Raw genomic sequence first — 15148 nt, 5'->3', positions numbered from 1 at the left:
GGCGAAACTATGGCGGCTGTTTACCAGAAGCGCGTACGCCTTGCACGGTGGTGATTTGGGAATCTCCCGCGCGACGGGCGCAACCCCGAAAGAGACCACAGAAAAAAGCCCCTTCCCGGTGTCCCGGAAAGGGGCCTTTTCCCTCAGGAGGTCCTTAAGAGCGTCTTACGCCTTGAGGATGCCGCGCCCGGCGAAGCGGGCGGCGGTGCCGAGCATCTCCTCGATGCGGATCAGCTGGTTGTACTTGGCCAGACGGTCGGAGCGCGACAGCGAGCCGGTCTTGATCTGGCCGCAGTTGGTGGCGACCGCCAGGTCGGCGATGGTGCTGTCCTCGGTCTCGCCCGAGCGGTGCGAGAGGACCGCCGTGTAGCCGGCCTTGTGCGCCATGTCGACGGCCTCCAGCGTCTCCGACAGCGTGCCGATCTGGTTGACCTTGACCAGGATCGAGTTGCCCACGCCCTTCTTGATGCCGTCCGCCAGACGCGCCGGGTTGGTCACGAACAGGTCGTCGCCGACCAGCTGCACCTTGTTGCCGATGGCGTCGGTCAGCGCCTTCCAGCCCTCCCAGTCGTCCTCGGCCATGCCGTCCTCGATCGAGATGATCGGGTAGCGGCCGACCAGATCGGTCCAGTAGGAGACCATCTGCTCCGGCGCCAGCGACTTGCCCTCGCCGGCCAGCTCGTACTTGCCGTTCTTGAAGAACTCGGTCGAGGCGGCGTCGATGGCCAGCATGACGTCGTCGCCCGGCTTGTAGCCGGCGGCCTCGATGGCCTTCATCACGAAGCCCAGCGCGTCCTCGGTCGAAGCGAGGTTGGGGGCGAAGCCGCCCTCGTCGCCGACGTTGGTGTTGTGGCCGGCGTCCTTGAGCTTCTTCTTCAGCGCCTGGAAGATCTCCGAGCCCATGCGGATGGCCTCGGCGCCGCTCTCGGCGCCGACCGGCATGACCATGAACTCCTGGATGTCGATCGGGTTGTCGGCGTGGGCGCCGCCGTTGATGATGTTCATCATCGGCACCGGCAGCAGATTGGCAAAGGCGCCGCCGACGTAGCGGAACAGCGGCAGCGCGGCCTCTTCCGCCGCGGCCTTGGCGACGGCGAGCGAGACGCCGAGGATGGCGTTGGCGCCGAGGCGGCCCTTGTTGGGGGTGCCGTCCAGCTCGATCATGGCGAGGTCGAGGGCACGCTGGTTGGAGCCGTCAAGGCCGGCGATGGCGTCGAAGATCTCGCCGTTGACCGATTCCACGGCCTTCAGCACGCCCTTGCCGCCGTAGCGGCCCTTGTCGCCGTCGCGCAGCTCCACCGCCTCGTGCGCGCCGGTCGAGGCGCCCGACGGAACGGCGGCGCGGCCAAACGCGCCGGATTCGAGCAGGACGTCCACCTCGACGGTCGGGTTCCCACGGCTGTCGAGGATCTCGCGGGCGTGGATTTCGGTAATGGCGCTCATGTTTGTCCTTCCTCCGCGTTGCGCGCGTCCACTGGATGATCTTTCCAGGTGGATGATCTTTCCAGGCGAAAAAGAAGCGCGCGGGCTTGATAGCCCTGCGTGCGGGGGGATGCAAGGCCGCTGGGGCGCAAAGGCTCGCGGAAGGACGCCCGGACGGTGGAGCACCCCTATCCGGTTGTGCAGCGCACCTGCTTCCAAAGTCGCATAGACCATCTTGTCCCGCACCCGTAGCGTTCTAACGTTCGCTAGTGGGGACCGCCCGCGGCGGGCGGAACACACCCCAAAACCAATCCAAGCGCGGAGGACCCATCCATGAAGACCTGGCGCAAGCCCCAGATCGTCGAAATCGCCGTCGGCACCGAAATCAACGCCTACGCCTGCGCTCGCCTCTGAGCGCTGGGCGGTTCCCATGCGTGACGACCGCCGCCTGATTCGGGCCGCCTGACTAGGAAAGGCACCCCATGCTGACGATCCTCGTCCTTGGCTCCGCCGCGGGCGGCGGTTTTCCCCAGTGGAACTGCAACTGCGCGGGCTGCCGCCGCGCCCGCTCCGGCGACCCGGCGGCCCGCCCGCGCACCCAATCGTCGCTCGCCGTCAGCGGCGGCGACGGGCGCTGGCTGCTGCTGAACGCCTCGCCGGACATCGGCCGGCAGATCCTCGCCAACCCGGCGCTGCATCCGCAGACCGCCGTGCGCCACAGCCCCATCGCCGCGGCGGTGCTGACCAACGCCGACATCGACCATGTGGCGGGCCTGCTGACGCTGCGCGAATCCCAGCCGCTGGCCGTCTACGCCACCGACCGGGTGCACCGCGTGCTGGACGCGAACGCCGTCTTCCGCGTGGTCAACCCGGAGCTGGCGCCGCGCCGCCCCATGGCGCTGGACCGGCCCTGGGTTCCCGCCGACGCCGCCGGAAACCCCTTCCCCTTCGAGATCGAAGCCTTCGCCGTGCCCGGCAAGGTCGCGCTCTATCTGGAGGACCCGTCCGCCGCCGGCTTCGGCTCGGTGGCGGAGGACACGGTGGCTCTACGCATCCGCGACCGCAACGGCGACGGGGAGTTCTTCTACATCCCCGGCTGCTCGGCCATGCCGGGCTGGCTGGCCGACCGGCTGCGCGGGGCGCCGCTGGTGCTGTTCGACGGCACCACCTGGACCGACGACGAGATGATCCGCGCCGGCACCGGCAGCAAGACCGGCCAGCGCATGGGCCACATGGCGATGTCCGGCCCGGACGGCTCCATCGCCGCCTTCGCGGGGCTGGGCGTGCGGCGCAAGGTCTTTGTCCACATCAACAACACCAACCCGGCCCTGCTGGACGACTCGCCCGAACGGGCCGCCGCCGCCGCCGAAGGTTGGGAAATCGCCCACGACGGGATGGAGTTCACGCTATGACGTCAGCGCTGTCGCGCGAGGAGTTGGAACGCGAGTTGCGCGCCATCGGCGAGCGCCAGTACCACGACCTCCACCCCTTCCACAAACTGCTGCACGGCGGGAAGCTGAAGCGCGGGCAGGTCCAGGCCTGGGCGCTGAACCGCTTCTATTATCAGGTCTGCATCCCCAAGAAGGATCTGGCACTGATGGCGCGGATGGACGATCCGGCGCTGCGCCGCATCTGGATTCAGCGCGTGCTCGACCATGACGGCTTCGGCGAAAGCCGGGAGCGCGAGGAGGGCAAGGTCGGCGGGATCGAGCGCTGGCTGCGTCTGACCGACGGGCTGGGGCTGGACCGTGACTATGTCACCTCCCTGCGGGGCATCCTGCCGGCGACCCGCTACGCCGTCGATTCCTACGTCAATTTCGTGTCGAGCAAGTCGACGCTGGAGGCCGTCGCCTCGTCCCTGACCGAGCTGTTCGCCCCGGCCATCCACCGCGAGCGCATCGCCGGGTTCGAGGCCTATTACGCCTTCGCCAACGACGCCACCCTGTCCTATTTCCGCAAGAGGCTGGACGAGGCGCCGCGCGACGTCGAGTTCGGGCTCGACTACGTGCTCGACAACGCCCGGACGCCGGAGCAGCAGCAGCAGGTGATCGCCGCGCTGCGCCACAAGGCGGAGCTGCTGTGGGCGCAGTTGGACGCGCTGCACCACGCCTATGTGTCGCCCGGCCTGATTCCGCCCGGCGCCTTCGTGCCGGAGGACATGGAACCGACGGTCTACCGGCGATGACGGACGGCGTACGCGAGGAGGACCGGGTCCGGCTGGCTCCCGGCGTCATGCTCCGCCAGGACCGGGTGCGCGGCCACTGGCAGCTTCTGGGGCCGGAGCGCGTGCTGATCCTGGACGAGGTGGCGCTGGAGGTGGTGCGGGCCGTCACCGCGCAGCCTCCGGCAACGGTGGGTACGGCCATCACCGCGCTGGCCGCGCAATTCGACGCGCCGCGGGACGAGATCGCCGCGGATGTGTTGGAGCTATTGGGCGACATGATTGCGAAGGGGTTTCTGACCCGATGACCTTCTGTGGCGCCACGACCGGACTCGAACCACCGTTGGCCCTGCTGGCGGAACTGACGCACCGCTGCCCGCTGCGCTGCGCCTACTGCTCCAATCCGCTGGCGCTCGAGCCGGCCAGCCGGGAGCTGGACACCGCCGCCTGGTGCCGCGTGCTCGACGAGGCCGCGGACCTCGGCATCATCCAGGTGCATTTCTCCGGCGGCGAGCCGACGGCGCGCAAGGACTTGGAGACATTGATCGCCCACGCCACCGCGGCGGGGCTCTACGCCAACCTCATCACCTCGGCGGTGCTGCTCGACCGGGCGCGGCTGGAGCGGCTGCACGACGCCGGGCTCCAGCATGTGCAGATCGGCTTCCAGGACACACAGCCCGCCAAAGCCGAGCTGATCAGCGGCTTCCCCGGCGGCCAGCCGAAGAAGCTGGAGGTGGCGCGCGCGGTCACCGAAGCCGGCATGGCGCTGACCGTCAACGCCATCGTGCAGCGCCACAACATCGACCGGGTGGACGATTTCATCGACATGGCTCTGGAGTTGAAGGCCGGCCGCATCGAGATCGCCAACGTCCAGTATTACGGCTGGGCGCTGAAGAACCGCGCCGCCCTGATGCCGACCCGCGAGCAGCTGGTCCGCATGGACGAGCGGGTGCGCACCCGCCTGCCGGAGCTGAAAGGCCGGCTGGTCGTCGATTACGTGGTGCCCGACTATTACGCCAAGCGCCCCAAGGCCTGCATGGGCGGCTGGGGCCGCAAGTTCCTGAACGTGACGCCCAGCGGCTCGGTCCTGCCCTGCCACGCCGCCGAGACGATTCCCGGCATGACGTTCGACCGGGTGACGGAGCGCCCGCTGGCCGACATCTGGGCCAACTCCGCCGCATTCCAGCGCTACCGCGGCACCGACTGGATGCCGCAGCCCTGCCGGAGCTGCGACCAGAAGGAGATCGACTGGGGCGGCTGCCGCTGCCAAGCGCTGGCGCTGACCGGAAGCGCCGACAACACCGACCCGGTGTGCGAACTGTCGGAGCATCATGGTCTGCTCGCCGAGATAGCCGCAGAGGACGGTGGCACGGCCGAGGCGCCGATCACCTACCGAAGCTTCAGCTTGTAGGGGCGGCCCCCAAAGCCATAACCCTCTCCCCTCCGGGGAGAGGGTTGCCCGGAGGGCCGGTGAGGGGGTTGCGCTTTTGCCGAACGTCCTGCCACGCGCATCCCCCTCACCCTGACCCTCTCCCCGGAGGGGAGAGGGGATTGGCTCATTTCTTTGGGGCGGTTGCCGCCGAGGCGCTGGTTTTCGAACCGCCGACCGCGGCGATGCGGCCCTTGATGTCGTCGTAGACGTTCTGCGGCACGATCTTCTTGCTGACCAGCTCGTCCTTGGACCGGTAGGGGCGGTTCTTCACGATGGCCTCGGACCGCGCCTCGCCGATTCCCGGCAAGGTCTGAAGCTCCTCTTTGCCGGCGGTGTTGAGGTCGATGACCTTGGCCTTCGCCGTCGTCGACGACGACCCGCTGCCCATCGGCGGCGCGGTGGTGGTGCCGCTGTGGCCCGGCGGCATGGCCGGCTTGGCCTGCGGCATCGGCGTGGTGGAAGGCGTTGCGGACGGCGCGGTCGATTGCGCGAGGGCGGGAACGGCGATCATCGCGCCAACACTGGCGATGGCGGCGATGGCGCACAGGCGGATCGGCTTCATGGCGTTGCTCCATGGCTCATTCCGCGGGCGCTCCACCATAAGCGCGGCGCCCGCGGTGCCAAGGCAACGCCGGGACCGGCACGCCGTTCCCGAACCTGTCCTTTCGTCAGCCTTTTGCGAGCCGATCGAAGGCCTGGAGCCGCGCCAGCAGGACCGGCATCTCCTTCAGCGGGACCATGTTCGGACCGTCGCTGGGGGCGCAGTCCGGATTCTCATGGGTCTCCATGAAAACGGCGGCGACGCCCACGGCGATGGCGGCGCGCGCCAGCACCGGAACGAACTCGCGCTGCCCGCCGGAGGTGGTGCCCTGCCCGCCCGGCTGCTGAACGGAATGGGTGGCGTCGAAGACCACCGGGAAGCCGGTCTCCGCCATGATCGGCAGGGAGCGCATGTCCGACACCAGCGTGTTGTAGCCGAAGCTGGCACCGCGCTCGCACAGCAGCACCTTGTCGTTGCCCGACGCCACCAGCTTCGCCGCAACGTTCTTCATGTCCCAGGGGGCGAGGAACTGGCCCTTCTTGACGTTGACCGCCCGGCCCGTCTTCGCCGCGGCGATCAACAGGTCGGTCTGGCGGCACAGGAAGGCGGGAATCTGGAGGACGTCCATCACCTCGGCCACGACGGCGCACTGGTCGGCCTCGTGCACGTCGGTGATCACCGGGCAGCCGAACCGCTCCTTGATCTCGGCGAAGATCGGCAGCGCCTTGTCCATGCCGAGGCCGCGCGCCGTGCTGATGGAGGTGCGGTTGGCCTTGTCGAAGGACGACTTGTAGATCAGCCCGATGCCCAGCGCGCCGGTCATCTCCACCAGCGCCGCCGCCGTCTCCAGCGCGTGGTCGCGGCTCTCCATCTGGCACGGTCCGGCGATCAAAGTGAACGGCCGGTCGTTGGCGATGGTCAGGGTGCCGATCTGGACGGTCTTGGCGGTGGTCATCCCGTGCTCTCCAAAAAGCAATGCGAGGGGACGCATGCCGAAGGCCCCCTCGCGCTGCTCCTTCCTTCCCAGATATCGGCGATCCCGGTCAACCGGAATGGCGTCAACCCAGATGCTGCTTGAAGAAGGCTGCCGTGCGCCCGTTGGCCAGCTCCGCCGCCTCGGCGTCGAAATGGGCGCCGCCAGCGCGGGCGAAGGCATGGTCCACACCCGGATAGACGTGGGCGGTGACGTTCGGGTTGCCCTTCACCGCGGCCAGCACCTTTTCCCGCGCCTCCGCCGGGACGAACTGGTCCTTCTCGGCGATGTGCATCAGCAGCGGCTTGGTGATGCTCGCCGCCTCGCCGACCAGACCGTCCAGACCGACGCCGTAATAGCTGACGTTGGCGTCGGAATCGGAGCGCGCCGCCATCATGAAGGCCAGCCGGCCGCCCAAGCAGTAGCCGACCGACCCCGCTTTGCCGGTGCAATCCGGATTCTGGCGCAACCACGCCAGGGTGGCCTTGAGGTCGTCCACCGCCTTGTCCTGGTCCATGCCGTTCATCAGGGCGAAGGCGCGGTTCCATTCCTCCTGGGTCTTGTCGGTGATCTGCACGCCCGGCTCCTGCCGCCAGAACAGGTCCGGGCAGACAGCGAGCCAGCCCTGGGCGGCGAAGCCGTCGCACAGGTCGCGCATGACCTGATTGACCCCGAAGATTTCCTGGATGACGACGAGTCCCGGCGCCGGCCCGCCGCCCGCCGGCTTGGCCACATAGGCGGAAAAGCTGCCGCCGTCGCCGGCGGGGATGCTGATGTCGGTCATGGTGTCTCCAGCCTCTTGGTTGTTTCCCTGGCCCGTAACGCAAAAGCGGCGGCCGTTGGCTCGGCCGCCGCTTCCACTATACCCACCGAAACCTCGGAACCGGAACACGCGGGGGAGGAATGCCCTCCCCCGATTGGTCACATCAGACCAGCCGGCTCTGCTCGATCGCCGCCTTGATGAAGGAGGTGAAGAGCGGGTGCGGGTCGAAAGGCTTGGACTTCAGCTCCGGGTGGAACTGCACGCCGATAAACCAGGGATGGTCCGGGATCTCGACGATCTCGGGCAGTTCGCCGTCCGGCGACAGGCCGGAGAACAGCAGGCCGACCTTCTCCAGACGGTCCTTGTAATAGACGTTCACCTCGTAGCGGTGGCGGTGCCGCTCGGTGATGTCGGTGGTCCCGTAGACCTCCGCGACCTTGCTGCCGGGGACCAGCTTCGCCGGATAGGTGCCGAGACGCATGGTGCCGCCGAGATCGGTGCCCTCCGTGCGCTTCTCCAGGCTGTTGCCGCGCATCCACTCGGTCATCAGGCCGACCACCGGGTTGCCGGGCTTGCCAAGCTCGGTCGAGCCGGCGTCGACGATTCCGGCCATGTTGCGGGCCGATTCGATCACCGCCATCTGCATGCCGAAGCAGATGCCGAAATACGGCACCTTGCGCTCACGGGCGAACTGGGCGGCGCGGATCTTGCCTTCCGTGCCGCGCGAGCCGAAGCCGCCGGGCACCAGGATGCCGTGGACGTTCTCCAGCCGCTGAACCGCGCTGTCGTCCTCGAAGATCTCCGAGTCGATCCAGTCGAGCTTGACCTTCACGTTGTTGGCGATGCCGCCGTGGGTCAGCGCCTCGGCCAGCGACTTGTAGCTGTCGAGCAGGCTGGTGTACTTGCCGACGACGGCGATGGTCACCTCGCCCTGCGGCTTGCGCACGCGCTCGACAATGCTGGTCCAGCGCGACAGGTCCGGCTTGCCCTCGGTCGGCAGGCCGAAATAGGCCAGCACCTGGGTGTCGAAGCCTTCCTCGTGGTAGCTGACCGGCACCTGATAGATCGAATCGACGTCCAGGGCGGCGATGACGCGCTCCGGCCGGATGTTGCAGAACAGCGCGATCTTCTTGCGCTCGTTCTCCGGAATCGGGCGGTCGGCGCGGCAGAGCAGGATGTTGGCCTGGATGCCCATGCCCAGCAGCTCCTTCACGGAATGCTGCGTCGGCTTGGTCTTCAGCTCGCCCGCCGTCGGAATGTAGGGCAGCAGGGTCAGGTGGATGAACAGGGCGTTCTCCGGACCGACCTCGTTGCCGAACTGGCGGATGGCTTCCAGGAAGGGGGTCGACTCGATGTCGCCCACCGTGCCGCCGATCTCGCAGAGGATGAAGTCCTCGTCGGTCGTCTCAGCGCCGATGAAGTCCTTGATCTGGTCGGTGACGTGCGGAATCACCTGCACGGTGGCGCCCAGATAGTCGCCGCGGCGCTCCTTGGCGATCACGTTCGAATAGATGCGGCCCGTGGTGATGTTGTCGCCACGGCGCGCGGCCACGCCGGTGAAGCGCTCGTAATGGCCGAGGTCGAGGTCGGTCTCAGCGCCGTCGTCGGTCACATAGACCTCGCCGTGCTGGTACGGGCTCATCGTGCCGGGGTCCACGTTCAGGTACGGGTCCAGCTTGCGAAGCCGCACCTTGTAGCCGCGCGCCTGGAGAAGCGCCCCAAGCGCCGCCGACGCCAGACCTTTGCCCAGCGAGGAAACGACGCCACCGGTGATGAAGATGTAGCGAGTCATGTCCGTCCGAAGACCTTCAGAGCCTGATCCGTTCCCCGAATTCGGACCGTCCCCCGGGCGCTGCCCAGATCGACGATCCTCAAAAGAAAGAGGCGGCTTCGGGGGAGGCCGCCTCACGTCAGACCCGGCCGGAGCCGCGTCGCGTTTTGCCGGGCCGCTGTTACTGGGCGACCGGCGGAGCGGGCTGCGCCGGCGTCGCCGGCTGGGCGGGAGCCGCCGGAGCGACGGGCTGGGCCGGCATCGTGTCGATGATCGAGGTCGGCGCCCTGTGCGCGCCCGCCAGGACCGCCAGGACCAGGCTGGTCGCCATGAAGCAGCCCGCCAGGATGCCGGTGGTCCGCGTCAGCAGATTGGCGGTGCCGCGGGTGGACATCATGCCCCCCATGTTGCCGCCGCCGATGCCAAGACCGCCGCCTTCCGACCGCTGGATCAGGATGACCCCGACCAGCGCCAGGGCGATCAGCAGGTGAATGACCAGAAGCACCGATTCCATGCAGCCCGTTCCCTTGATCCCTTCCCGGAGCGATCCGCAGGGACCGCCCAAACCAACAGCGCGCCACGGACCTTGGCAAGGGCCCGTGGCGCGCGCCCACTGTTTTTAACGCGGTCCTGCGCGATATGCTAGCGGCAACTGGTGGCGATCGCCCAGAAATCGTCCGCCTTCAGCGCGGCGCCGCCGACCAGCGCGCCGTCCACATTCTCCACCGCCATAAGTTCCGCCGCGTTGCCCGGCTTCACCGAGCCGCCGTAGAGGACCCGCACCGCGTCGGGATCGGCGGTCTTGCCGGCCAGCTCCGCCCGGATGTGGGCGTGCATCGCCTTGACGTCGTCGGGCGTGGCGGTCTTGCCGGTGCCGATGGCCCAGACCGGCTCGTAGGCGATGACGGTGTTCGCCGCGGTGGCGCCCTCCGGAATCGACCCCTTGAGCTGGCTGGCGACCACGTTGTTCGCCTGCCCGGCGTCGCGCTGGGCCTCCGTCTCGCCGACGCAGATGATGGCGATCAGGCCCGCCTTGTGGGCGGCGGCGGCCTTGGCGGCGACCTGGGCGTCGGATTCGGCGTGGTCGGCGCGGCGCTCCGAATGGCCGAGGATGACGTAGCGGCAGCCGGCGTCGGTCAGCATGGCCGGGCTGACGTCGCCGGTGTGCGCGCCGGAGGTCTTGGCGTGGCAGTCCTGCGCGCCGAGCGCCAGCGGGCTGCCGGAAATGGCATCGCCCACCGGGAACAGCAGCGGGAAGGGCGGGCACACCAGCATGTCGAAGGCGACCGTCCCGGCCCCCGTCAGGCGCCCGGCGAGGTCCGAGGCCAGATCGAGTCCGTCGGCCTTCAGCCCGTTCATCTTCCAGTTCCCGGCAATCAGTTTGCGGCGTGCGGCCATGGCGTTTTCGTCCTCCGGCTCTCGTTTGTTGATGTGGGCGTTGTCGCGGGTGTTCGTTTTCAAAGTGCGCCCCCTGTCTAGCAAGGAGTGCCGGGCATTTCCACCCGCCCAACGGGTTCTTTCCGATGGGGAATCGCGGGGGAAATGGGGTGTTGCCGGGCTTTCGCGGGGTGCCTATGATGCCGCCCCGGCCGCAGGGCCGCCCTTTGCGCACTCACTTCGGGTCCCATGCTTCAGTTCATCCGCACTTACGCCGGTTCGTGGGTCGTCAAGATCCTGTTCGTGCTCCTCATCGTCAGCTTCGCGGCCTGGGGCATCGGCGACATGATTCGCACAGGCGGGATTTCCAGCACCGTCGCCTCCGTCGGGAAGGTGGAGATCGATCGGGCGGAGCTGGACCAGGAGTTCCGTCGCCAGATGGAGCGGCTGCGCCCGATGGTGGGCGGCAACCTGACGACGGAGCAGGCGCGCCAGTTCGGTCTGCTCGACCAGTCGCTGTCGGCGCTGGTGCAGCGCGCGCTCTACGATCAGGCGGCGCGCGACGCCGGGATCTCGGTCGGGCCGGACGTGGTGCGCCAGCGCATCGCCGAGGAACCGGCCTTCCGCAACGCGCAGAACCAGTTCGACGCGAACCAGTTCCGCAGCGTGCTGCGCAACAACCAGCTGACCGAGGACGGCTACGTTGCCCTGCTGCGCCGCGAGACCGCGCGCGAGCTGGTGGCCGGGGCGGTCGGCGCCGGGGTGACCCCGCCGAAGCCGCTGGTCCAGGACCTCTACCGTTTCCGCGGGGAGCGCCGCGTGGCCGAGGTGGTCACCCTGCCCAACGCCGCCATCGGCGACGTCGGTGTGCCCGACGAGGCGGAGCTGACCCGCTATTATGAGGACCATCAGGTCCGCTTCACCGCGCCGGAATACCGCGCGCTGAGCATCGCCCAGCTCTCCGCCGACGAAATCGCCAAAGACATCCAGATCCCCGACAACGAGCTGCGCGCCGCTTACGACGAGCGCGCCGACGAGCTCGGCACGCCGGAGCGCCGGACGGTGGAGATGGTCCTGGCCGACGACGAGGCGAAGGCGAAGCAGATCGCCGAGGCCGCCAAGACCAAGGGCCTGACCGCCGCCGCCAAGGACGCCGGGACCGACGTCATCACGCTCGACAACGTCACCCGCAACGAGCTGCCGGAGATCGGCGACGCCGCCTTCGCCCTGGCCCAGGGTGCGGTCAGCGACGCGGTGCGCAGCGGGCTGGGCTGGCACGTGCTGACGGTCACCGCCATCCAGCCGGGCGCCACCAAGACCTTCGAGGAGGCCCGCGACCAGCTCCTGGCCGAGCTTCGCAAGGAGAAGGCGATGGATTCGCTCTACTCCATCGCCAACCGGGTCGAGGACCAGCTCGCCAGCGGCGCCCCGCTGGAGGAGGTCGCCCAGGCCCAGTCTCTGCCCATCGCCAAGATCGCCGCGGTGGACAGCAGCGGCAAGGCGCCGGACGGCAAGGACGCCGCCCCGGGCCGCCCGAACTTCGCCGCCATGGTGCAGACCGCCTTCCAGCTCGCCTCCGGTGCCACCTCGAACCTGACCGAGGCGCCCAACAACGTCTTCTACGCCGTGCGCGTCGACGGCGTGACGCCGGCCGCGCCCAAGCCGCTGGCCGAGGTGCGCGATCAGGCCGTGGCCGGCTGGCAGGACGACAAGCGCGCCACGCTGGCCGCCGAGAAGGCCCAGGACATCGCCGCCAAGCTGAAGCAGGGCTCGGAGGCCGCGGCGCAGGACGTCGCCAGCCAGTCCGGCGCCAGCTTCGCCATGACCACGCCCTTCACCCGCGACGCCCGTTCGGTCGAGGGGCTGCCGGGCGAGCTGGTGCGCAAGCTGTTCGAGGGGAAGCCCGGCGAGACGGTGACCGGCGCCACCGCCGACAGCCAGGTCGTCGCCCGCCTGAAGGAGATCATCCCGGCGGACCCGGCGGCCTCCGACGCCACGCTGGCGACCGTGGAAAGCACCGTCGCCCAGGGGCTGGAAAGCGACATCATGGCCCAATTCGGCAACGCGCTGCGCAACAGCTACCCGGTCGAGGTTCACCGCAACCGCATCGACCAATTCTTCGCCAGCGGCAATTAACCCCACTCAATCGCCCCACTCAGCCGAGGCCCGTCCCGTGAAGGTTCAGCCGGAATTCGCCGCCTTCCACACCGCTTATGAGGCCGGCAAGCCGCAGGTGGTGTGGACCACGCTGGTCAGCGATCTGGAGACCCCCGTCTCCGCCTACATGAAGCTGGCCGACGGGCGGCCCTTCGGCTTCCTCTTCGAGTCGGCGGAGCGCGGGGCGGGGTCGCGGCGCGACCGCTATTCGGTGATCGGCTTCAAGCCCGATCTGGTGTGGCGCTGCCGCCGCGACCGGGCGGAGGTGAACCGCAACGCCCTGCACGACCGCGACGCCTACGAGCCGATCGACGCGGCCCCGCTGGAGTCGCTGCGCGCCCTCATCAACGAGAGCCGGATCGACCTGCCGGACGCCCTGCCGCCGATGGCCGCCGGCCTGTTCGGCTACCTGACCTACGACATGGTCCGGCTGATGGAACGGCTGCCGGACGACAACCCGGACGAGCTGGGAATCCCCGACGCCATCCTGTCGCGGCCGAGCATCGTCGCCATCTTCGACAGCCACACCGATTCGGTGACTCTGGTCACCCCGGTCTGGCCCAAGCCGGGGGTCGACGGCAACGCCGCCTACGGCGACGCCCGCGAGCGTCTGATGGACGCGGTGGCCGACCTGGAGCGCCCCCTGCCCTACCGGCGGGAGCCGCGGACCAAGGACGGGCTGCCGCTCGCCTGGACCTCCAACACGACGCGCGAGGAGTATCACGCGATCGTCGAGCGGGCGAAGGAGTACATCCGGGCCGGCGACATCTTCCAGGTCGTGCCGTCCCAGCGCATCCGCTTCCCCTTCAAGCCGTCGCCGCTGGCGCTGTACCGCACGCTGCGCCGCCTGAACCCGTCGCCCTTCCTGTTCCACTGCGACTTCGGCGAGCTGTCGGTCGTCGGCTCCAGCCCGGAGATCCTGGTGCGCGTGCGCGACGGCAAGGTGACCGTCCGCCCCATCGCCGGCACCCGCAAACGCGGCGCCACGGCGGCGGAGGATCAGGCGCTGGCCGAGGACCTGCTGAGCGATCCGAAGGAGCTGGCCGAGCATCTGATGCTGCTCGACCTCGGCCGCAACGACGTGGGCCGCGTGGCGCGCACCGGCACCGTCAAGGTGACGCAGAAGATGATCGTGGAGCTGTACAGCCACGTCATGCACATCGTCTCCAACGTCGAGGGCGACCTCGACCCCAAGCACGACGCGCTGGATGCGCTGATCGCCGGCTTCCCGGCCGGCACCGTGTCGGGCGCGCCGAAGGTCCGCGCCATGCAGATCATCGACGAGCTGGAGAAGGCCCGCCGCGGCGTCTACGCTGGCTGCGTCGGCTACTTCGGCGCGTCGGGCGCCATGGACACCTGCATCGCGCTGCGCACCGCCGTGCTGAAGGACGGCATGATGTATGTGCAGGCCGGCGGCGGCGTGGTCGCCGACAGCGATCCGGAGGCCGAGTACCAGGAGACCGTCAACAAGTCGATGGCCCTGATCCGCGCCGCGGAGGAAACCGTCCGCGAGACCTCCGCCCGGTAAGGACCGCATGCCCCTCGATGCGCTGCTGCTGCCGCTGATCGTCAAGATCGTGGCGGCGGCCCTGGTCGTCGTCGCCGCCTCGCTGGCGGCGGAGAAGGCCGGCCCCTTCTATGGCGGCATGATCACCGCCCTGCCCGTCTCGACCGGCCCGGCCTTCGTGATGCTCGCGATGGAGCATGGCGACGGCTTCGTCGCCGACGCCGCCCTGTCGGGAATGGTCGGGAACGCGACGATCGTCCTCTATCTGGCGCTTCTGGTGCGGATCGCGCCGCGCTGGGGCATGCCCGCGACGGTCATCGCCAGTTCTCTCTTCTGGATCGCCACGGCGGCCACCCTGCGCTCGGTCGTCGCGTGGACGCTGCCGCTGGCGCTGCTGCTGACGCTGGCCTGCTATGGGATCGCCGCCTGGGTGGTCTCCGCCCCAATTCCGGCGGACACGGTGGTCCGGACCGCGCGGTCACGCTGGTACGACATCCCGGCCCGCGCTGGTCTCGTCGGCCTGCTGGTCGCCACCGTGACGACGCTCAGCCACAGCATCGGCCCGGCGGCCACCGGCATCGCCGCCGTGTTCCCCATCGCGCTGACCAGCCTGACGGTGATCCTCCACGGCCGCCTGGGCGGCGGCGTGGTCGCCGCGGCGATGCGCAGCGCGCTGCTGACCAACCCCGGCCTCGCTTTGGCGCTGACCACCGCCCATCTGCTGGCCGAACCCGCCGGGCGGTTCGTGGCGCTCGGCGCCGCGCTGGCGGTGTCGCTGTCCTGGGCCGGCGGACTGCTGGTGTGGCGGCTGCGCCAGCCCGCCTGACCGGACCTCAGGCTGCCTGACCGCCGAAATCGAAGCCGGCGCCTTCCACGGCCTTCTTCACCGTCTCCGCGGCGACTCCGCCCTCCACGGCCACGGTGCCGGCTTCAAGGTCCACCGTTACGGCGGCGCCCGGCGCCAGCTTGCCGATGGCGTTGGTGACGGAGCGGGCACAGCCGCCACAGGTCATGCCGCCGACCTTGTAGGTGTCAGCCATGGAA

16 protein-coding genes are annotated in these 15148 nt (G+C 69.0%); 8 read left to right on the top strand and 8 right to left on the bottom strand.

The features are described 5' to 3' along the window. Positions 1–165: 165 nt before the first annotated feature. The gene (eno, locus tag AMK58_RS06495) at positions 166–1443 is read right to left on the bottom strand and encodes a phosphopyruvate hydratase (protein WP_059398740.1); all 1278 of its coding nucleotides are present in this window, start codon (positions 1441–1443) and stop codon (positions 166–168) included. A 312-nt stretch (positions 1444–1755) separates the two neighbouring features. On the opposite strand from eno, the gene pqqA reads away from it, so the two are divergent. The 5 genes from pqqA to pqqE all read left to right on the top strand — a co-directional run bounded on the left by pqqA (position 1756) and on the right by pqqE (position 4994). Next, on the top strand, positions 1756–1836 hold the full coding sequence (gene pqqA, locus AMK58_RS31920) for a pyrroloquinoline quinone precursor peptide PqqA (RefSeq protein WP_014240199.1): 81 nt from the start codon (positions 1756–1758) through the stop codon (positions 1834–1836). Positions 1837–1904: 68 nt separating this feature from the next. After that, entirely contained in the window at positions 1905–2834 is a 930-nt protein-coding gene (gene pqqB / locus AMK58_RS06485; RefSeq protein WP_059398739.1) for a pyrroloquinoline quinone biosynthesis protein PqqB, read from the top strand. Further along, a complete protein-coding gene (gene pqqC, locus AMK58_RS06480; RefSeq protein ID WP_035673171.1) occupies positions 2831–3607 on the top strand; it encodes a pyrroloquinoline-quinone synthase PqqC in 777 nt (258 codons plus the stop codon). Before pqqB ends, pqqC begins: the two co-directional genes overlap by 4 nt. Continuing rightward, positions 3604–3891, top strand: a complete 288-nt coding sequence (gene pqqD / locus AMK58_RS06475) for a pyrroloquinoline quinone biosynthesis peptide chaperone PqqD (RefSeq protein WP_059398738.1) — start codon at positions 3604–3606, stop codon at positions 3889–3891. The genes pqqC and pqqD overlap by 4 nt, the downstream gene beginning before the upstream one ends. After that, positions 3888–4994, top strand: coding sequence for a pyrroloquinoline quinone biosynthesis protein PqqE (gene pqqE, locus AMK58_RS06470; RefSeq protein ID WP_059398737.1), 1107 nt, complete (start codon positions 3888–3890; stop codon positions 4992–4994). The genes pqqD and pqqE overlap by 4 nt, the downstream gene beginning before the upstream one ends. 145 nt (positions 4995–5139) lie before the next feature. Here pqqE and AMK58_RS06465 read toward each other — a convergent pair whose 3' ends face one another. The 6 genes from AMK58_RS06465 to tpiA all read right to left on the bottom strand — a co-directional run bounded on the left by AMK58_RS06465 (position 5140) and on the right by tpiA (position 10461). Further along, the gene (locus AMK58_RS06465) at positions 5140–5577 is read right to left on the bottom strand and encodes a ComEA family DNA-binding protein (RefSeq protein ID WP_051140194.1); all 438 of its coding nucleotides are present in this window, start codon (positions 5575–5577) and stop codon (positions 5140–5142) included. Positions 5578–5683: 106 nt separating this feature from the next. Beyond that, positions 5684–6511 carry a 3-deoxy-8-phosphooctulonate synthase gene (gene kdsA, locus AMK58_RS06460; protein ID WP_035673168.1) on the bottom strand — a complete coding sequence of 276 codons (828 nt, stop codon included), beginning with the start codon at positions 6509–6511 and terminating at the stop codon, positions 5684–5686. Positions 6512–6614: 103 nt separating this feature from the next. Next, a complete protein-coding gene (locus AMK58_RS06455; protein ID WP_035673166.1) occupies positions 6615–7313 on the bottom strand; it encodes a dienelactone hydrolase family protein in 699 nt (232 codons plus the stop codon). A gap of 142 nt (positions 7314–7455) precedes the next feature. Then, a complete protein-coding gene (locus AMK58_RS06450; protein WP_035673163.1) occupies positions 7456–9084 on the bottom strand; it encodes a CTP synthase in 1629 nt (542 codons plus the stop codon). A gap of 160 nt (positions 9085–9244) precedes the next feature. Then, a complete protein-coding gene (gene secG / locus AMK58_RS06445) occupies positions 9245–9577 on the bottom strand; it encodes a preprotein translocase subunit SecG (RefSeq protein ID WP_059398736.1) in 333 nt (110 codons plus the stop codon). 128 nt (positions 9578–9705) lie between these two features. After that, positions 9706–10461 carry a triose-phosphate isomerase gene (tpiA, locus tag AMK58_RS06440; protein ID WP_035673175.1) on the bottom strand — a complete coding sequence of 252 codons (756 nt, stop codon included), beginning with the start codon at positions 10459–10461 and terminating at the stop codon, positions 9706–9708. 228 nt (positions 10462–10689) lie between these two features. On the opposite strand from tpiA, the gene AMK58_RS06435 reads away from it, so the two are divergent. From AMK58_RS06435 to AMK58_RS06425, 3 genes are read left to right on the top strand one after another with little or no spacing between them, the layout of a single operon-like run. Next, the gene (locus AMK58_RS06435; protein ID WP_059398735.1) at positions 10690–12576 is read left to right on the top strand and encodes a SurA N-terminal domain-containing protein; all 1887 of its coding nucleotides are present in this window, start codon (positions 10690–10692) and stop codon (positions 12574–12576) included. A 37-nt stretch (positions 12577–12613) separates the two neighbouring features. Next, complete coding sequence (gene trpE, locus AMK58_RS06430) at positions 12614–14125, top strand: anthranilate synthase component I (protein WP_035673159.1); 1512 nt, start codon at positions 12614–12616, stop codon at positions 14123–14125. Between the two features lie 7 nt (positions 14126–14132). Then, a complete protein-coding gene (locus tag AMK58_RS06425) occupies positions 14133–14930 on the top strand; it encodes a hypothetical protein (protein WP_035673156.1) in 798 nt (265 codons plus the stop codon). Between the two features lie 7 nt (positions 14931–14937). Here the strand turns inward: AMK58_RS06425 and AMK58_RS06420 are convergent, their stop codons facing one another. After that, the gene (locus tag AMK58_RS06420; RefSeq protein ID WP_059398734.1) at positions 14938–15144 is read right to left on the bottom strand and encodes a heavy-metal-associated domain-containing protein; all 207 of its coding nucleotides are present in this window, start codon (positions 15142–15144) and stop codon (positions 14938–14940) included. Positions 15145–15148 lie beyond the last annotated feature (4 nt).

Origin of the sequence: Azospirillum brasilense, assembly GCF_001315015.1 — a bacterium.
GTDB lineage: Bacteria > Pseudomonadota > Alphaproteobacteria > Azospirillales > Azospirillaceae > Azospirillum > Azospirillum brasilense.
This window is presented reverse-complemented; position numbering and strand designations above follow the sequence as displayed.